The following is a 17,762-nucleotide window of genomic DNA, read 5'->3' as shown; positions in this document are numbered from 1 at the left end:
ATGTCCTCTTTCTGTCGCTATCGGATGGTGCTGAGGGAGGCGAGCTGCTGCGCCAGGAAGGTACTCGTCGAACTCATGCCCGAGAGCGTCACGTCGAGCGAAGAATACTGCTTGCGTAAATCTTTTTCGGTCTGGGTCAGGCGCACATTCAGGGCCACGCGCTGCTTGGCGATATCGGCCAGGCTGGCGTTGATGCCGGCGTTCTTGCCGGAGATCGTGCCCTTGGTGCTGAGATAACTGTCGATCAGTTCGGTGAACTGGGCACCCGCGCCTTTCGAGATATTCACCGTGCCGCGCTCGCCGATGGCGCCGCCGGTGACCTGGATCTGGATGCCGGAGGCGGTCGAGCCGACGTTGCCGGTCAGGTTCTGGCCGCTGCCGGTGGCGGCCGCGCCGCCGATGGTGCCGGCCACGTCGAGGCCGTCGGCAATGGTCGGGGTGCCCAAGAGTCCCGCCGCGGCGTTGCCGCTGATGCTCACTTTCGAGGTCGAGCCGAACTTGTTCGAGGTGATCGTGAAGATCCCGTTTTCCTGCTTGACCGTGACGCCGGTGCCGCTGGTGGCGCTGGCGCCCGTGGCGCCGACCGCGCCGTTGATGATCGACTGCACGTGGCTGGCCAGGCTGGCCGCGCTGTAGTTACCAGCGAGCAGGGTAGCGGTCGAGGTCACGCCGTTGATGGTGAGCGACAATTGATCGTTGACACCCTTGGTGATGCTGGTGTCGGCAGCGGTGCTGCCCTTGGCGCTGCCTTGCGTGGCCAGCTGGCTGATCACCACGCTCTTGGTGCCGACCGTGCTGTTGGTGGTGGAGCCGACGAAGCTGACCAGGCTGTCCGTGGTCGAGCCGACCGTACTGAGCAGCTTGGACACGTCTTCCAGGTTTGAATCGAGCGCTTTCTGCAGCTTGGTGCTGTCGAGCTTGAGGGAACCGTCGGCCTGGAACGACACGCCCAGCTGGCTCATGCTGCTGATATCGCCGTCCATGCCCGGCACCGGCGTAAAGAACATCTTGCGCAGGCTGGTTTGCAGGTTGCGCACGGTGGCGTCGCCCAGCAGCACGCCGGCGCCCTTGCCCTCGGTCGCCTTGGGCGCCGTGGTCAGGCCGGCGATCGTCGTGTTCAGTTCGTTGTACGACTTGATGAAATTGTTGATCGCCGTCTTGGCGCCGCTGCTGTCGCTGGTGATGTTGACGGTGCTGGTGCCGACCTTGAGGGCGCTGATGGTCACGCCCTGGATCGCTTCCGAGACGTTGTTGCTCTGGCTGCTGATGGCCACGCCGTTGATGGTCAGCTTGGTGTTCTGGGCCGCGCTGTTTTGCGTCATGTTCTGGGTGCCGTCGGCGGCGTAGCCGAGCAGGCTGCCAATGGCCGCATCGCCCGAGACGCCGATGCGCATGCTCGAGGTTTCGCCGGTCTGGGCCGAGGTCAGCACCAGGCGGTTGGGGCTGGCGCTGCCGTCCGAAATGATCGAGGCGGTCACGCCTACGTTGGCCTTGTTGATGGCGTCGCGGATGCCTTGCAGCGAATTGTTGCTCGCGTCCAGGGTGACGGTGCGCGCCGAGCGCGTGGCGTCCTGGGCGAAGGTGGCGCCGGTATAGGCGCCGTTGGCCAGGGTGCCGCCCGTGATGCTGCCGAATTCAAAGGTGAGCGTGGTGGCCGCGCCGCTGCCGATCAGGGCGGTGGTGCTGGCCTGGCCGGCGGAAGTGAGGGTTTGCGCCTGCGACAGCTGGGTCACGTTAACGCTGTAGCTGCCCTTGACGGTGTCCTTGCCGGCGGTGGCGGTGAGCACGCCCGTTTCGGACGAGGAGGCGCCGATGGTCTTGAACTTGGTCGGATCGGCCAGGCCGGTGACGGCGGTCTGGAAGCCAGCCAGGGCACCGCTCAGGGTGCCGAACGCGGCCAGCTTGGCGGTGTACGCCTTTTCCTTGTCCTGCATGGCGACGAAAGGCCGGCTCTCCGCCACCATCAATTTATTGACGATGTCGTTGACGTCGATAGAGCCGCCTGAACTGACGGATGAAATGGCCACAAACGCCTCCTGGTAAAAGCATGAATATACTAAGTTAACGGCATCTTCTATCCATACTTTAGAGGGGTAATCCGGTGCTTGTTCGGTTTATGCCCGGATTGCGCGTCTTTTTGCCAATTCCCTCAGGCAACTTGGCTGATCAGCAAACCCTGGACTTTTTCCAGCGCCTTGCCGATTTCGAGCGCCTCGGCGCTGGGCATCTGGCGGATCACTTCCTTGGTGGTCTGGTCGATGATCTTGACCACCGTGCGCTTGCTGTCGGTGTCGATCGAAAATTCGATATTGCGCGACAGCGCCTGCATCGCCACGTTGATGCGGTCGACCACCTTGGTCACTTCGGCCGGGTCGGGCTCGGCCCCCTCTTTGGCGGGCTCGGTCTTGCCGAGGGCGGCGGCCGGCGCCGTCCTGGCGCTGGCGGCCGCGCCTTCGGTGGGGGCTGCCGGGCGCGGCAGGAGAGCGGCCGGCGCGTTCTCTAGTGGGCGAAGTTCCATGACCGTATTCCTTTAACGAAAATTCCCCGGCGCGCAAACAGCGGCCGGGGAGTGCAGCGGAGCGAGGCGGATCAGCCGCGCAGCAGGGACAACACGCCGTTTGGCAGGGAGTTAGCCTGGGCTAACATCGCAGTACCCGCCTGTTGCAGAATCTGGCCGCGGGTCAGTTTCGCGGTTTCCGAAGCGAAGTCGGTATCCTGGATCCGGCTGCGCGAGGCAGACAGGTTTTCCGACGTCGATTGCAGGTTGGTGACGGCCGTTTCAAAACGCGATTGCAGGGCGCCGAACGAGGCGCGCTGGCTGTTGACGTTGGCCAGGGCCGAGTCGAGGATCTTGAGTGCGTCGGCCGAGCCTTTGGCGGTCGAGACGTCGATCACGGCCACGGTGTTGAGGGTGGCGGCGGCGCCGGCGCTGATGGCGTTCGAACCGCTGCTGCCGACCGAGAAGCCCTTGTCCGAATTCATCGACACATAGCCCACCGAGGTCGAGGTCGCACCGGAGGCAACCGATGCCGCAGCGCCGGAGGCGGCGCCGTTGGCGTCGAGAGCGCCCAGGGTCACCGCGGCGGACGCGCTGTTATTGGCGATGGTAATGTTGTTACCGGCAGAGTTGGTCAGCACCAGGCCACTATTGGTATCGTTCAGGCGGGCGGTGACGCCGGTCTTCGAGGACACGTCATTGAAGGCGCTGACGGCCGATGCCAGGCCGGAGGCGTTGAGTGCGGCGCCCACGGTGAAGCTCACGTTGGCAGCGGTGCTGTTGTCGGAGGTGACAGCCAGCGAGTACACGCCGCCGGCGACGAACGCTGCCGATTCGTCGTTCTTGGCCTGGGCCGTGACGCCGGTGGTCGCGGTGGCGCCATTGATGGTCGAGGCCAGCGATTGGGCGGTGTCGGTGGCGCTGACGGCGATGGTGGTGGTGGCCAGGCCTTGCAGGGCGAAACTGCCGGCGGTGTAGGCGGTGCCGGTGGCCGGGGCGGTAGTGATCGCTTCGTTGTTGCCGTAGTTATTGGTACGGAAATTTGCAGTCGTTGCCTGGATGGTCTGGCCGGCGTTCGCGCCCACCTGGAAGGTGGCGGTGCCGAAGCTGCCGTCGAGCAGTTTCAGTCCATTGAATTCCGAGGTCTGGGCAATGCGGTCGGCTTCCGACAGCAGCTGGCCGACTTCGGCCTGGATCGCCTTGCGGTCGCCCGCCGAGTTGGTGGCGTTGGACGACTGCACAGCCAGTTCACGCACACGTTGCAGGATGTTACCGGTCGATTGCAGGGAGCCCTCAGCGGTTTGCAGCATCGACACACCATCGTTGGCATTGCGCCGGGCCTGGTCCAGGCCGCGGATCTGCGACGTGAAACGTTCCGAAATGGCCAGACCAGCCGCGTCATCCTTGGCACTGTTAATACGCAAACCGGACGACAGGCGCTGCAGCGAAGTGGCCAGGCCGGAGCCGGACGTGCTCAGGTTGCGTTGTGCGTTGAGGGAGGCGATGTTGGTGTTGATGACGCTCATGGTAGTACTCCTTGCAATTACATTGTATTCATGTTGGCTCTGTGCCGTTCGCCTTGGTGTGCCCCTTTCGTTCCGAGACAATCACACCGTAGTCCTTATATGTAACGGATTGCGGTCTGGAAAGTTTAGGGGGATTTTGGGTGTATATTTTTTGTTTTGGGCCTCAAGGCGTGATGGAGCCAGGCGCTAGACGACAGCGTTTTCCCGAACTTGAGGGCAAAATAAAATTCTTTTGGCGCTCATGAACGAGGCCAGGAAGTCGGAAACCGGGCATTGCGCCGCGATTTTGTTGCATGTGAAACAAGAAGCTGTTGCGAGGACCTGCGCTTCGGAAGATATTCCCCAGCCAGCCTAAGGCCGGCCGGGGATGCAAGGAGCTTGTTACGCTGGCGCTTAACCGCGCAGCAGGGACAACACGCCGTTCGGCAGCGAGTTAGCCTGGGCCAACATCGCGGTACCTGCCTGCTGGAGGATCTGGCCGCGCGTCAGTTTGGCTGTTTCCGAAGCGAAGTCGGTATCCTGGATCCGGCTGCGCGAAGCAGACAGGTTTTCGGAAGTCGACTGCAGGTTGCTGACCGCGGTTTCGAAGCGCGACTGCAGTGCGCCGAACGAAGCGCGCTGGCTGTTGACGTTGGCCAGGGCCGAGTCCAGCACTTTCAGTGCTTGCGATGAGCCCTTGGCGGTCGACACATCGATACCGGAAACGGTATTGAGGGTGGCGGCGGTGCTGGCGGCGATCGCGTTGGAACCGCTGGTGCCGACCGAGAAACCCTTGTCCGAGTTCATCGACACATAACCCACCGAGGTCGAGGTCGCACCGGTGGCCACGTTCGCCGCAGCGCCGGAGGCGGCGCCGTTGGCATCGAGGGCGGTCAGGCTCACCGCAGCTGACGCGCTGTTATTGGCGACGGTAATGTTGTTACCGGCAGCGTTGGTCAGCACCAGGCCATTATTGGTATCGTTCAGTTTGGCGGTAACGCCGGTCTTCGAGGACACGTCATTGAAGGCGCTGACAGCCGACGCCAGGCCGGAGGCGTTCAGTGCGGCGCCCACGGTGAAGGTCACGTTGGCAGCGGTGCTGTTGTCGGAGGTGACAGCCAGCGAGTACACGCCGCCGGCGGTGAACGTTGCCGATTCGTCGTTCTTGGCCTGGGCCGTGACACCGGTGGTCGCGGTGGCGCCATTAATGGTCGAGGCCAGCGATTGAGCCGTGTCGGTGGCGCTGACGGCGATGTTGGTGGTGGCCAGGCCTTGCAGGGCGAAACTGCCGGCGGTGTAGGCGGTGCCGGCCGCTGGTGCCGTGGTGGTCGCTTCGTTGTTACCGTAGTTGTTGGTACGGAAGTTCGCAGTCGTTGCCTGGATGGTCTGGCCGGCATTCGCGCCAACCTGGAAGGTGGCGGTACCGAAGCTGCCGTCGAGCAGTTTCAGGCCGTTGAATTCCGAGGTCTGGGCGATACGGTCGGCTTCCGACAACAGTTGGCCAACCTCAGCCTGGATCGCTTTGCGGTCGCCGGCGGAGTTGGTTGCATTCGAGGACTGCACAGCCAGTTCACGTACACGCTGCAGAATGTTGCCCGTCGATTGCAGGGAACCCTCAGCCGTTTGCAACATCGACACGCCATCGTTGGCATTGCGCTTAGCCTGATCCAGGCCGCGGATCTGGGACGTGAAGCGTTCCGAAATGGCCAGGCCGGCGGCATCGTCTTTGGCGCTGTTAATACGCAGGCCGGAAGAGAGGCGCTGCAGCGAGGTCGACAGTGCGGAAGCCGAGGTGCTCAGGTTGCGTTGTGCATTCAGCGATGCGACGTTGGTGTTGATTACGCTCATGGTATTACTCCTTGCAGATACTACTTATACATGTTGGCAACTTGCCTTCGCTTTGGTCTGCCCCTTCGGTCCGGGACAATCACACCGCAGTCCTTTTTTGTAACGGGTTACCAGCCGGAAAGTTTAATGAAATCAGGCAGGTATATTTTTTATTTCAGCCCTCAAGCGGAGCGGGATCGCGGCGCTTGACGGCAGCCTGCGCCAGAACTTGAGGGTAAAAAAGGCGAAATATCGGCCTTTTTTCGGGCCGTCGCGCGGCCTTTCAGCGCGCCAGGGGGCAGAGCGAGTTAGTCAGTCAGCCGTTCGACAAGCTCGACATGAGCGCGGCGCTTATCCCGGCCGGCCTGACATCGTACGCGGCGATCGACGCCGCGCTCCGCGAGGGGCAGACGTATCTGCGCAATGCCGACATACCGGAAAAATACCGTACTCCCGCCCTGGCAACGAGCGTGAAGATCGGCCAGCAGACGCTCGGCATGAATGCAGAACTGTCCGGGGCGCAGAAAGACGTCATCAGCACATGCGCGCGATGCTCGACTTCTGCGAATCGCAATTGGGCAAGACCGAGATCCATGGGGGCTGTTGATGTTTGCCGGCAAGGCGCTCAAGTCCGACTGATGGCATGGCTGCCCAGGCACCCTACACCGGGGTCAGAGCTTTAAAGTGAAACATTGTGACATCGGGAACCGCTGCTCTCAGGCGCACCTGCTTGTCGCTGCCATCTGCGGTGAAAAATGGACATCGCTGTCGTGTCAACGCTACAAACTGTGAAATGTTGCTAATTAAAGCTCTGACCCCGGTGGTAGGAAATGATCAGCTTTTTGCGGCAGCAACAAACTCCACGAACGTATGATCCTCGCCCGCCAGTTCCTCTTCAATGATGGGAACGATGCGCGCCCAATCGCCGCCCGCCAGACCGGCGCCGATCTTGGGGTAGCCGATTCGCTTGCCCTTGAATTGTTTTTTGACTTCTCTCATCACACCGGCGATGGCCGCGTAATCGGCTTTGTTGCCGTCGCCGCGCCAGTGACATTGGGTGTAACCGTTGACAATGGTGAATGTTCTTCCATCCCGCTGGATGTGCGCCACAGAAATCGTCCCAAGTTTTCCGGCATCGCCTTTGGCGGTCGACTGGTCGGCCGCGAACGCTTCCGGAAACAGCCGTCTGATCGACAGCGCAATGCCCTTGCCCATCTGGCACTGGCAGTTGCAGCCGTGCACGATGACGTCGAAGTTGCCATCGAGCGCAAGCTGGAGCAGGTCTCCGTTAATCGTCTTCATTGTTTTTCAGCTCGTCGTTGGCGCGCTTCGCGCCGGGCCAGCGATTGTACGCCAATAGCAAACGAGAAATGTTTCAGAAGCGGAAGAAGTCGTCGATCAGGGGCCGCTTGGCCGCTTTGATGGTCAGTTCGCCCGCCGTGCCGGCGAACACCAGGCAGTCGCCCGGCGTGTCGCGGTTGATCACGCCGGTGCCTTGCGATACCGTGGTGTTGGCGCCAATCCGGCAGCGGCCGATGATGGCGCTGTTGGGATACAAAATCACGCCTTCACCCAGCACCGGCGCCACGCCGTGGTTCTTGCCGACCGTGGAATTTTGGTACAGCACCAGATAGTTGCCGTACGTTGCCTTGGCCAGCACGATGCCGACCGAGTGCCCGATGAAAAATACTTCCGGCATGGCGATCTCGTAAAACAGGTCGATCCCGTTCAAGGCTTTATTGAGGAGGAACAGGCGCGTCGCCGCGCCCACCGCTTCCTCGCTGCCTTCTTCGCGCCAGACGGTATTGGCCAGGAAATACAGATACAGGCAGTACTGGCTCGAATTCAGATAGTTGAATTGTCCGCTCTGCCACATGCGCACCCGGTCGATGCAGTGCGCCAGCCGTTCGAGGGCCTGCGGCAGGTGGCGTTCGAGCCGGTGGCGCAGGGCGGCGCCATCGCCGCTGGGGAAAAAACAGCCCAGCTGGGCGCAGGTATAGTCGAGCAGGCTGGCCTGCGTATGGTCAATCAGCCGCACGCCACGCCTCCGTGCCGAGACAGTATTCGACGACCGCGCGCACCGGGCGTGGCGTGACCCCGAGTTGCGCCAGCCGTTCCACGGTGCAGGGCGCCGGATGTTCGCGCGCACTGTCGCGCGCCAGGTTCACCGACCAGCCGTGGCGCCGGAATACCTGCGCCAGTTCGGCGTTCGACACCTGCTCGCCGCTGGCCACGTTGACCACGCCGCTGCTGCACCGGGCCGCCATGGCGGCGAGCGCGGCGACCACGTCGTCGAGGTGGATGTAGTCGCGTACCACGCCGCCCGATGAGTCGAGGTGCAGGGTTTTGGCGCGCATGGCGCGTTGCAGCCAGTCCGACAAAAAGCCCGGCGCCCCTGGCGACCAGTCGTATACGCAGGCCAGGCGCGCAACGGCGGCGCGTCCATCTGCCGCGTGCAGGCACAGGTTTTCGCCCAGGGCTTTGGACAGGTCGTACAGATGGCGCGCCTCGTGCGGATTGAGCAGCAGCGCCGCGTGCTCGTCCACCGGCACGCCCGCGTGTGCGCCCAGGCTGTCGTACAGGCGGGTGGAGGACAGGTACACCAGGTGCTCGAAGCGCGCTTCCTGCAGCACCTTGGCCAGCAGGCCGACATGGGCCTGGACCGTGTCGAAGGGGCGCAGGGCGTAGTCGGCGGTCAGGCCGGCGCAATAGATCACGCGCCCCAGCGCGCGCTGGAACAGGGCCGGATCGCCACGCGCCGGCGCATACACGGCATGGCCGGCGGCGCGCAGGTGCTCGGCCAGGCGCCGGCCGACGAAACCGTCCGCGCCGAGTACGGTGTAGGTGATGGCAGGCTGCGCCGTCATCGGGCTACAGGCCATCGGTCGGGTGGTGCAGCGCCGGATCCTTGTGGCGCAGCAGCTTGGGGCTGACATGCTGGCAGATCTTGTAGGGCAGCTCGGCAAAGCGCGCCGCGTCCTTGACCGCCACCATGTTGAAGCCGTGCGGCGGCCCTTCCAGGTACACCGCCGCGGCCGGAATCAGTTCGATCGGCTTGCCTTCCATGTCGACGTTGGAATTGAAGTCGCGCACGGCGAACACCTGGTAGCCGTGCTCCTGCAAAAAACGCACGATGTCGGTGTTTTCCAGGCCCGCGCTCCAGTCCACGTAGTCGCGGTGCACTTCGAACACGATGTCCGGCGCGTGTCCCGCCGGCAGCGCCAGATAGCTGGCCGCGCCGCGCAGGGCGCGCAATTCCGCGCCTTCGATGTCGAGCATGATCAGGTCCAGCCGGTCGATGCCGGCGCCGTCCAGATAGTCCTTCACCGTGGTGGTGCGAAAACCGCTGGCGTCGTCGCTCACTTCGGGATGGGCAAACGAGTCGTAGCCGACCAGTTTCAGGGTGGTCGCGCTGTCGTCCCACAGGCCTTCGGGACGGGCTGCGATGTTGTCCAGGCCGTTCAGGGCGGCGTTGTGGATCAGCATGCGGCGCTGCTCGTCATTCGGCTCGAAGGCGTGCACCGTGCCCTGGTGGCGCGCGGCCTGTTGCGCCAGCAGGATCGCCTGGTCGCCGAAATAGGCCCCGCCGACCACGATCTGGCGCGCGTTGGCGGCCAGCTCGACCAGCAGGCGCGAGGTTTGCGGCTCCCAGGCATGATCCGGCTTCGCCGGCGCCGAGAGCAGGAAGTCGCGCGCGATTTTGGAGCGGTACAGGAAATCGAGGCGGGTGCCGTCGGCCAGCTCTTTCCTGACGATCTGGTCGTCGTCGTAGAGCGCGTCGACCAGGGGGCCGATCACCTCTTCGCGCACGTCGATGCCGGCGGTCGCAATCGTGCGCTCGAATTGCAGCAGGTGCTCGAGGAAGGCGTCGCGCCATGCGGGCCGGGCGGCGATCATGCCAAGGGAAGCAAGCAGTTTTGTCGGGTCCATGTCAGCGTCCAATCAGGCTAGGGAGTCAGGGGCGGGCAGTTGGTGCAGCAGCGGCAGGCTGCGGTCGCGCCCGGACATGATCCGTTCGCGGCACGCCGGCCAGGGAATCGCCAGCGCCGCATCGTCCCAGCGCAGGCCGCGCGCCGAGGCGGGATTGAACGGCGTGCTCATCTGGTAGAGGACTTCGGTATCGGCTTGCAGGCTCTGGAAACCGTGCGCCATGCCGGCGGGAATGTACAGCTGGCGCCGGTTCGCGGCCGACAGCTCGGTGTGGAACGTCTTGCCGTAGGTGGGCGAATCCGTCCGCAGGTCGACGATGGCATCAAACACAGCGCCGCGCGTGACCCGCACCAGCTTGATTTCCTGATGCGGCGTCATCTGGAAGTGCAAGCCGCGCAAGGTGCCGGCGTACGGGTTCCACGACACGCTTTGCTGCACGAAGCGCCCCACCAGACCGTGCCGCGCGAATTCGTCGTCGCACACGGTGCGCGCAAACAGGCCGCGTTCGTCTTCGACCGGGGCGATGTCGATGAGAAAAGCGCCGGCCAGCGCTGTCGGGGTGAATCGCATCAGGCCACCACGTGGATGCGCGGATTGGCCAGCAGGAATTGTCCGCCCCAGTCGCGGATGCCGGCCATTTGCGCCATCAGTTCATCCTTGATGTTCCATGGCAGGATCAAGAGGTAGTCGGGACGCGTGTCGAAGACGGCGTCCGGCGCGCGCACCGGAATGCGGCTGCCGGGCAAGAGCCGGCCTTGTTTGGCGGGGTTGCTGTCGACCACGTAGTCGATGATGTCGGCGCCGATGCCGCAATAGTTGAGCAGGGTGTTGCCCTTGGCGGCGGCGCCGTAGGCGGCGATGGATTTGCCCTGGTCTTTGGCGTCGATCAAAAAACGTTGCAGCGCGCGCTTGGTGGCGCGCATGCGCTCGCCAAAGCCGGTGTAAGTGTCCAGGCGCATAAGACCGGCTGCCTGTTCCTGTTCCAGGCAGGCGGCGACCTGCGCCGTGGTGGCGTGCGCCGCCGCTTGCAGGCACGCATGCACGCGCAGGCTGCCGCCGTGGGTGGGCAAATGCTCAATGTCGAACACGCGCAGGCCGGCGCGCGCGAAGACGGGCATCAGGGCGGTCAGGGACAGGTAGGAATAGTGTTCGTGGTAAATCGTGTCGAACTGCTGGTCGGCGACCAGGCGCAGCAGGTGGGGGAATTCCAGCGTGAGCACGGCATGCGGTTTCATCACGGCCGGCATGGCGCCGACGAAATCGTGCAGGTCGGGCACGTGGGCCAGCACGTTGTTGCCCAGTAAAAGGTCGACCTGTTCGCCCTGCGCCGCCAGCGCGCTGGCGCTGGCGCGGTTGAAGAACAGTTCGCGCGTGTCGACGCCGCGCGCGCGCGCCGCCGCCGCCGTGTTGCCGCTCGGCTCGATGCCGATGCAGGGAATCCCGGCTTGCTGAAAGTATTGCAGCAGATAGCCGTCGTTGCTGGCGATTTCCATCACGCGGCTGGAGGAGTCCAGATGCAGGCGCGCCGTCATCTGTTCCACGTAGGCGCGCGCGTGCGCCAGCCAGCTGCTGGAAAACGAGGAAAAATACACGTAGTTGGCGTGGAAATGCAGCTCGGCGCGGGTGGCGTCGGCCAGTTGCACCAGCCAGCATTCGGCGCACACCATGGCGTGCAGCGGATAGAACATTTCGCCCTCGGCCGCCTTTTCAGGTTCGACAAAGGCGTTCGACACGGGCGAGATGCCCAGGTTGGCAAAACTGTGGTGCAGCGCTGCGCCGCAGGCGCGGCATTCTCGGGCGGGCGTGCTCATGCGCAGAAATGCTCCAGTTGCTGTTCGGTAAAGGCGCGCATGTCGGCGCAGTCGTGCGCCGCCGCATACCAGGCGGCCGTCTGTTCAATGCCGGTCGCCAGCGGCCAGCGCACCTGCCAGCCGAGCTCGTGGCGCGCCTTGCTCGAATCGAGGTAGAGCAGGGCGGCTTCCCTGGCGGCATGCTGTTCGCCGTCGAGGCGCCATTGCAGCTGCGGCCAGTGGCTTTGCAAACCATTTAACAAGGTCGCGACCGACAGGTTGTCGGCGGCGTCGGGGCCGAAGTTCCAGGGGCCGGCGCAGGCGGCGTCGCCAGCGAGCAGGCGCGCGGCCAGCAGCAGGTAGCCGTGCAGCGGTTCGAGCACGTGCTGCCAGGGGCGGGTGGCGTTGGGACTTCTCACCGGCAAGGCGCTGCCTTGCTGCATGGCGCGCACGGCGTCGGGAATCAGGCGGTCCGCGCTCCAGTCGCCGCCGCCGATCACGTTGCCGGCGCGCGCGGTGGCGATCAGCGGGCCGCCATCGGCAAAAAAGCTGCTGCGGTAGCTGTGCGCCACCAGTTCGGCGCCGGCCTTGCTGGCGCTGTACGGGTCATGCCCGCCGAGGCGGTCGTTTTCGCGGTAGCCCCAGGGCCAGTGCTGGTTGTCGTAGCATTTGTCGGTGGTCACCACCAAGGCGGCGCGTGCGCTCGGGCAGGCGCGCAGCGCTTCGAGCACGTGCACGGTGCCCATCACATTGGTCGACCAGGTCGCCACCGGATCGGCGTAGCTGTGCCGTACCAGCGCCTGGGCCGCCAGGTGCAGCACCAGTTCGGGCGCGGCCTGGGTCATGGCGGCGCTCAGGCTGGCCTGGTCGCGCACGTCGCCGATGTGGTGGCGCTCCAGGGTCTCGCCCACGCGGGCTAAGCCGAACATGGTCGGCGTGCCGGACGGCGCCAGCGCGTAGCCGGTCACGCGCGCGCCCAGGCGCGCCAGGAACAGGCACAGCCAGGCGCCCTTGAAGCCGGTGTGGCCGGTGACGAACACGCGCCGCCCGTGAAAAGCGTGCGCGAGTGCGTCCATCTCGTTCACGCCCACAGCTTCCATGGCGCCGTGCCGGACTGCCACATGTCTTCCAGCAGGTTCTTTTCGCGCAGGGTGTCCATCGGTTGCCAGAAGCCGGCGTGTTCGTAGGCCATCAACTGGTTTTGCGCGGCCAGCGCCTGCATGGGTTCGACTTCCCAGCTGCAATCGTCGCCGTCGATCAGGTCGACCACGTCCGGTTGCAGCACGAAAAAGCCGCCATTGATCCAGCCGCCGTCGCCCTGCGGTTTTTCCATGAAGGCGGTGACGGCGTCGCCCTGGCGCACCAGCGCGCCGTAGCGGCCGGGCGGCTGCACGGCGGCCACCGTGGCCAGGCGCCCGTGCGCGCGGTGAAAGGCGATTTCGGCCGCGATGTCGATGTCGGCCACGCCGTCGCCGTAGGTGAAGCAGAAGGGCTGGCCCGGTTCCAGGTATTCGCGCACGCGTTTCAGGCGTCCGCCGGTGAGGGTGTCGGCGCCGGTGTCGACCAGGGTCACGCGCCATGGTTCGGCGTGCCGTTCGTGCACTTCCATGCGGTTGTTCTGCATGTCGAAGGTGACGTCCGACATGTGCAGGAAGTAGTTGGAAAAGAATTCCTTGATCAGGTAACCCTTGTAGCCGACGCAGATGATGAATTCGTTCACGCCGTGGTGCGAGAACACTTTCATGATGTGCCAGAGCATGGGTTTACCGCCGATTTCGATCATCGGTTTCGGTTTCAGGTGGCTTTCTTCCAGAATCCGCGTGCCCAGACCGCCGGCCAGGATGACCGCTTTCATGCCGGGGCTCCGTCGCCGCTGTCGCACCAGCGCTGCCACATGCCGCGGTAGGCCTGTTCCAGGTGGTGGGTGAAGCGCGCCATGTCCATCAGCGGACTGGCGCGGGTGCGTTCGCGCAGGCCGCTGCGCAGCTGGCGCAGGCGCGCCGGATCGCGCGCCAGGTCGGTAGCGATGCGTACGTAGGCCGCCTCGTCCTCGCCGATCAGCTCGTCCAGCCCGCCGTTGTGCAGGATGGTCACGCCCAGGCGCGAGATGAAGTTAGTCCCGGCCAGGGTCACAAAAGGCACGCCCATCCACAGGGTATCGAAGCTGGTGGTGCCGCCGTTGCACGGGAACGGGTCGAGCGCGATGTCGATGCGGTTGTACAGCACGAACTGGTTCTTGCGGTCGTTGGCGATCAGGACCAGGCGCGCCGGGTTGATGCCGAGGCGCGCAAAGCGCTGCTCGACGCCCTCACGCATGCCGGGGTTGTCCAGGCCCAGGATTTCCAGCATCAGGCGCGACTCGGGCACCTGCGCGAGAATCGCGGCCCACAGCACGATGGCCGCATCGCTCACCTTGGCGTAATTGTTGAAGCAGCCGAAGGTGATGTAACCATTGTCGTCAAGCGGCGGATGGTCGATCACGGCCGGGCTGTTGGCGTGGGCGGCGTAGCAGCAGAATACTTCCGGCAGGCGCCACAGGGTTTCCACGTTGACGTGCTCGCTCTGGCCGGGCGGCTCGGCCCACGGGTCGGTCAGGCGGTAATCGATGGTGGAGAGACCCGTGGTGGACGGGTAACCGATGTAGGTCAGCTGCACCGGCGCCGGCTTGCGGGCGAAGGCCAGCAGGCGGTTGCCGGAGGTATGGCCGGCCAGGTCGACCAGAATGTCGATGCCGTCGGCGTGGATGCGCTCGGCGAGCTGCTGGGCGGACATGCCGCGGCACGGGATCCAGTGGTCGCTGTCTGCGCGGATGCGCGCCGTGAACTCATCGTTGACGACGTGGCTGTAGTAGCAGAAGACCTCGACCTGCGCCTTGTCGTGGCGCGCCAGGATCGGTTCGATGAAAAATGCCACCGCGTGGCGGCGGAAGTCGGGCGAGACGTAGCCGATTTTCAGGCGTTTGGCCGGCTCGCGGCCGGGCGCATGGGTGAAGCGCTGCGGCGCCAGGGCTGGCTCGAACTGGGCGGCGAAGCGCAGGTGGAGCTGAAACAATTGTTCCTGGGTGATGCCGGCCGCGTACTGCATCGACAGCAGCAGGTTGTTGTGGGCCTGCGCGTAGTCCGGTGCGAGCGCAATGGCTTGCTCGAACATCTGACGCGACGCGTCCGGCTTGCCCTGGCTTTTCAAGGTGGTGCCGAGGTTATTGAATGCTTCGGCAAAGCGCGGACGCAAGCCGATCGCGGTCTCGAAGCAGATGGCGGCCTCATCGTAGCGGCCGAGGTCGTTCTTGGCCACGCCGAGGTTGTTGTAGGCGTGCGCAAACCCGGGATTGCGCACGATCGCCTGTTCGAAGCAGGTCACCGCCTCGGGCAGGCGGTCCATGTTGGCGTAAGCCACGCCCAGGTTGAAGTGGGCGGAGGGGCTGTCGGGCCACAGGGCCAGGGTTTTTTCGCACCAGGCCAAGGCTTGCACGTGACGCTGGAGGTCGGCGTTGGTGAGCGCCAGCATGGAGTAAGGCTCGGCGTAGCCGGGTTGCAAATGCACGGCGTTCTCAAAGCAGACCAGCGCCTCTTCCAGCCGGTAGCCGGCCTTGTAGGCAATGCCGAGGTTGCAATACGCTTCGACGTAGCCGGGCGAGACGGTCACTGCGTGCTGGAAGCAGTCGATAGCGCCACCGATGTTTTCCTGCTCGAGCAGGGCGCCGCCGAGGTTGTTGAGCGCTTCGGCAAAGTCGGGCGCCAGCGCCAGCGCCGCATGGTAGGCGGCAATCGCCTCGTCCAGCCGGTCCAGTTCCTTGAGTACGATGCCCATGTTGTTGCAGGCCTGCGCCAGGTGCGGATCGCGCCCGAGCGCGCGCTGGTAGCACACCAGGGCCTCGCTCAGGGCGCCTTGCTGCTGGCGCGTGACGCCGAGGTTGTAGTGGGCCGCCGCCAGGTCGGGCTGCAAGGCCACGGCCGCTTCGAAATGCTCGGCCGATAGCGCCCATTGTTCCTGCTGCTGGTATAGCGAGCCGAGGTTGTTGTGCACTTCGGCAAAGCGCGGGTCGATTTCCAGCGCCTTGACGTAGCAGACCTGCGCTTCGTCCAGGTTGCCCATCAGTTTCAGGGTGTCGCCCAGGTTGCTGTAGGCCTCGGCGTGTTCCGGTTGCAGGGCCAGCACCGCCAGGTAGCTGCCGAGGGCGTTGGGCAACTGGCCGCCGTCGCGCAGGGCGTGGCCGAGCCGGAGGTGGGCCTCGATGTTGTCCGGCAGCAGTTTCAAGAGGCGCTCGTAGCTCGCTTGCAGCTCGGGCAGCAGATCCAGGGCGCGGCAGCTGGGGTCGAGCGCAAAATAATAGGCCGGGCGGCCAGGCTCCTTGTCGATCGCGCGCCCTAAGGCGTCGATGGCCTCGGCGTGGCGTCCGCTTTGCTGGCAGAGCAGGCCGAGCAGGTGCAGGGCCTCGGCCTTGCCGTCCAGTTTGCGGTACAGCGCTTCCGCCTGCGCCAGCCGTCCCGCCCGGTGATGCTGCATGGCGATCTCGAGGGGGGAGGGCGGGGCGGTGAAAGCGGATTTTTTCATGGGGCGCGGTCAGTTCCTGGATAAGGCAGGGGCGGTCAGTCGGCCACCACGACGCGGTTTTTGCCGGTTTGCTTGGCCTGGTACATGGCTTTGTCGGCGCGCCGCACCAGGCTGGCCTGGTCTTCGTTGGGGGTGCGCAGGGCCACGCCGGCGGAAAAGGTGATCAGCACTTTCTCGTTATCGTGCAGGAAGAAGTGCTTGGTCAGGTCGCGCTGCAGGCGCGTCATGGTGAGCGAGGCCGCTTCGACCGAGGTTTCGGGCAGCAGGATCAGGAATTCCTCGCCGCCGAAGCGGGCGATCACATCCATCGAGCGGATGGTTTCCTTGACGATCTTGACCAGGTGCTTGAGGGCGGCGTCGCCGGCCAGGTGGCCGTAGGTGTCGTTGAGGCGCTTGAAGTCGTCCAGGTCGAGCATGGCAATGCACAGCGGCGTGCCGCGCCGGTCGGAACGGGCCGTTTCGCGTTCAAAAATATCGTCCAGGCCGCGCCGGTTCAGGCTGCCCGTCAACTGGTCTTCGCGCACCAGTTCGCTCATGTGCTGGAGCTTGGCTTCCAGGGTGTGGATGCGCTGCTCGGCTTCCTGCACTTCCTGGCGCGCCAGCACCATGCGGTCGCGCGACTTGAGCGCTTCGCTCTGCACCAGGCGCGTTTCGCGCAGGACTTCTTCGAGGATGATGTTGAGTTCGGCGATATTGTCGGTGTGGCTGATCTTTTCGGAAAAGCTGCCGATCTTTTCGTGGAAGTCGCCGGTCGTGGTGGCCACCGAACTCAAGCGGTCGATGAAGGTCAGCATCATGTTCTTGACGGTCAGCTTGACGTCCGACAGGCTGTGCTTGAGCTGGCTCTGCTTGTAGATGACTTCCTTCAGGCTGCGGGTGGCGTCTTCCAGCGCGCGCTGGTCGATCGGGCCGGCGATGAGTTCCTGCACCGAATCGATCTGGCCGCGCAGCCAGCTGTCGTCATCGAGCAGCTCGCTGACGTTTTCCAGCAGCAGCTTGAACAGGCGCAGCAGCAGTTCCTGCTGTTCGCCGACGTCGCCGCTCTTAATGTCAATCTGGTAACACAACTGCTTGAGGCGCACGCTCACGTCGTTCAGGGCGTCCTCGCTGGTGGCGACCTTGACCGCCGCGCCCAGCGCTTCGGCTTCGACCATCAGGGCCGGGGCGTCGGCCAGCAGGGAAGCGACCGCCACGCTCAGGGTGCGGCTGAGCAGGTCGCGCAAGACCTTGGCGTCGGGCGCGTCCGACATGGCCGAGAGCGAAGCGAGCTCGATGCCGCCGCCCTTGCGGAAGTGTTTCTCGACCAGCTGGTTCAGGTTGCGCGCATAGCCATCCCAGTCGCGCGTCTTGACGGCGCGCGCGAAGCGGCGCCCGAAGTCGGCCAGTTCGCCCGGCGTTTCGCTCAGTTTGCCGGCGAAGTCGCCCAGCACGTTTTCGGCGCCAGCGTCGGGCGCGGCCTCGGCTGCGGCGGCCTCGGGCGCGGGAGCGGGCGTGGCGGCGATGCCGGCGATTTCGTTATAGATTTCGCGGTAGGCTTCCGGGGTCGGCGCGATGCGGCGCGTGGCCAGGCGGCGGAAGGCTTCGCGCGCGATGTCGGCGGGATTCTGAGCCGCCGGATTCTGGGCGGCGGTGGGCGGAGTTGTAGCCATGGTGGAGCGG

15 protein-coding genes are annotated in these 17,762 nt (G+C 64.6%); all 15 read right to left on the bottom strand.

The window, feature by feature from the left end; translation table 11 throughout:
* Positions 1–17 precede the first annotated feature (17 nt).
* Positions 18–2,027: a flagellar filament capping protein FliD gene (gene fliD / locus F1609_RS35470; protein WP_167081204.1), complete on the bottom strand. Its 2,010-nt coding sequence runs from the start codon at positions 2,025–2,027 to the stop codon at positions 18–20.
* A gap of 122 nt (positions 2,028–2,149) precedes the next feature.
* The gene (locus F1609_RS30855) at positions 2,150–2,518 is read right to left on the bottom strand and encodes a flagellar protein FlaG (RefSeq protein ID WP_167081202.1); all 369 of its coding nucleotides are present in this window, start codon (positions 2,516–2,518) and stop codon (positions 2,150–2,152) included.
* 71 nt (positions 2,519–2,589) lie between these two features.
* On the bottom strand, positions 2,590–4,023 hold the full coding sequence (locus tag F1609_RS30850) for a flagellin N-terminal helical domain-containing protein (protein WP_167081200.1): 1,434 nt from the start codon (positions 4,021–4,023) through the stop codon (positions 2,590–2,592).
* 393 nt (positions 4,024–4,416) lie between these two features.
* Positions 4,417–5,850, bottom strand: a complete 1,434-nt coding sequence (locus F1609_RS30845) for a flagellin N-terminal helical domain-containing protein (RefSeq protein ID WP_167081198.1) — start codon at positions 5,848–5,850, stop codon at positions 4,417–4,419.
* 295 nt (positions 5,851–6,145) lie between these two features.
* Entirely contained in the window at positions 6,146–6,424 is a 279-nt protein-coding gene (locus tag F1609_RS30840) for a hypothetical protein (RefSeq protein WP_167081196.1), read from the bottom strand.
* A gap of 239 nt (positions 6,425–6,663) precedes the next feature.
* On the bottom strand, positions 6,664–7,131 hold the full coding sequence (locus F1609_RS30835; protein WP_167081194.1) for a macro domain-containing protein: 468 nt from the start codon (positions 7,129–7,131) through the stop codon (positions 6,664–6,666).
* A gap of 73 nt (positions 7,132–7,204) precedes the next feature.
* Positions 7,205–7,867 (bottom strand): LbetaH domain-containing protein, encoded by a 663-nt coding sequence (locus F1609_RS30830; protein WP_370661692.1) that lies wholly within the window; start codon positions 7,865–7,867, stop codon positions 7,205–7,207.
* Positions 7,854–8,696 (bottom strand): NAD-dependent epimerase/dehydratase family protein, encoded by an 843-nt coding sequence (locus F1609_RS30825; protein WP_167081192.1) that lies wholly within the window; start codon positions 8,694–8,696, stop codon positions 7,854–7,856. The genes F1609_RS30830 and F1609_RS30825 overlap by 14 nt, the downstream gene beginning before the upstream one ends.
* A gap of 4 nt (positions 8,697–8,700) precedes the next feature.
* Complete coding sequence (locus tag F1609_RS30820) at positions 8,701–9,759, bottom strand: FkbM family methyltransferase (protein ID WP_167081190.1); 1,059 nt, start codon at positions 9,757–9,759, stop codon at positions 8,701–8,703.
* Between the two features lie 12 nt (positions 9,760–9,771).
* Positions 9,772–10,329, bottom strand: a complete 558-nt coding sequence (rfbC, locus tag F1609_RS30815) for a dTDP-4-dehydrorhamnose 3,5-epimerase (RefSeq protein ID WP_167081188.1) — start codon at positions 10,327–10,329, stop codon at positions 9,772–9,774.
* The gene (locus F1609_RS30810; RefSeq protein ID WP_167081186.1) at positions 10,329–11,570 is read right to left on the bottom strand and encodes a class I SAM-dependent methyltransferase; all 1,242 of its coding nucleotides are present in this window, start codon (positions 11,568–11,570) and stop codon (positions 10,329–10,331) included. The genes rfbC and F1609_RS30810 overlap by 1 nt, the downstream gene beginning before the upstream one ends.
* The gene (rfbG, locus tag F1609_RS30805) at positions 11,567–12,625 is read right to left on the bottom strand and encodes a CDP-glucose 4,6-dehydratase (protein ID WP_370661693.1); all 1,059 of its coding nucleotides are present in this window, start codon (positions 12,623–12,625) and stop codon (positions 11,567–11,569) included. The genes F1609_RS30810 and rfbG overlap by 4 nt, the downstream gene beginning before the upstream one ends.
* A gap of 5 nt (positions 12,626–12,630) precedes the next feature.
* On the bottom strand, positions 12,631–13,404 hold the full coding sequence (gene rfbF, locus F1609_RS30800; protein ID WP_167081184.1) for a glucose-1-phosphate cytidylyltransferase: 774 nt from the start codon (positions 13,402–13,404) through the stop codon (positions 12,631–12,633).
* Entirely contained in the window at positions 13,401–16,103 is a 2,703-nt protein-coding gene (locus tag F1609_RS30795) for a tetratricopeptide repeat protein (RefSeq protein WP_167081182.1), read from the bottom strand. The genes rfbF and F1609_RS30795 overlap by 4 nt, the downstream gene beginning before the upstream one ends.
* Before the next feature lie 35 nt (positions 16,104–16,138).
* The gene (locus tag F1609_RS30790; RefSeq protein WP_167081180.1) at positions 16,139–17,752 is read right to left on the bottom strand and encodes a GGDEF domain-containing protein; all 1,614 of its coding nucleotides are present in this window, start codon (positions 17,750–17,752) and stop codon (positions 16,139–16,141) included.
* Positions 17,753–17,762 lie beyond the last annotated feature (10 nt).

Origin of the sequence: Massilia aquatica, from assembly GCF_011682045.1 — a bacterium.
Classification (GTDB): domain Bacteria; phylum Pseudomonadota; class Gammaproteobacteria; order Burkholderiales; family Burkholderiaceae_D; genus Telluria_A; species Telluria_A aquatica.
The sequence above is the reverse complement of the archived record's forward strand: the minus strand, read 5'-3'. Positions and strand labels throughout refer to the sequence as shown.

Bases quoted from the DNA above. Each gene is read 5' to 3' on its own strand.
- F1609_RS30855 (WP_167081202.1), bottom strand. From the start codon at position 2,518: ATGGAACTTCGCCCACTAGAGAACGCGCCGGCCGCTCTCCTGCCGCGC.
- F1609_RS30850 (WP_167081200.1), bottom strand. From the start codon at position 4,023: ATGAGCGTCATCAACACCAACATCGCCTCCCTCAACGCACAACGCAAC.
- F1609_RS30845 (WP_167081198.1), bottom strand. From the start codon at position 5,850: ATGAGCGTAATCAACACCAACGTCGCATCGCTGAATGCACAACGCAAC.
- F1609_RS30840 (WP_167081196.1), bottom strand. From the start codon at position 6,424: ATGGATCTCGGTCTTGCCCAATTGCGATTCGCAGAAGTCGAGCATCGC.
- F1609_RS30835 (WP_167081194.1), bottom strand. From the start codon at position 7,131: ATGAAGACGATTAACGGAGACCTGCTCCAGCTTGCGCTCGATGGCAAC.
- F1609_RS30825 (WP_167081192.1), bottom strand. From the start codon at position 8,696: ATGACGGCGCAGCCTGCCATCACCTACACCGTACTCGGCGCGGACGGT.
- F1609_RS30820 (WP_167081190.1), bottom strand. From the start codon at position 9,759: ATGGACCCGACAAAACTGCTTGCTTCCCTTGGCATGATCGCCGCCCGG.
- rfbC (WP_167081188.1), bottom strand. From the start codon at position 10,329: ATGCGATTCACCCCGACAGCGCTGGCCGGCGCTTTTCTCATCGACATC.
- F1609_RS30810 (WP_167081186.1), bottom strand. From the start codon at position 11,570: ATGAGCACGCCCGCCCGAGAATGCCGCGCCTGCGGCGCAGCGCTGCAC.
- rfbG (WP_370661693.1), bottom strand. From the start codon at position 12,625: ATGGACGCACTCGCGCACGCTTTTCACGGGCGGCGCGTGTTCGTCACC.
- rfbF (WP_167081184.1), bottom strand. From the start codon at position 13,404: ATGAAAGCGGTCATCCTGGCCGGCGGTCTGGGCACGCGGATTCTGGAA.
- F1609_RS30795 (WP_167081182.1), bottom strand. From the start codon at position 16,103: ATGAAAAAATCCGCTTTCACCGCCCCGCCCTCCCCCCTCGAGATCGCC.
- F1609_RS30790 (WP_167081180.1), bottom strand. From the start codon at position 17,752: ATGGCTACAACTCCGCCCACCGCCGCCCAGAATCCGGCGGCTCAGAAT.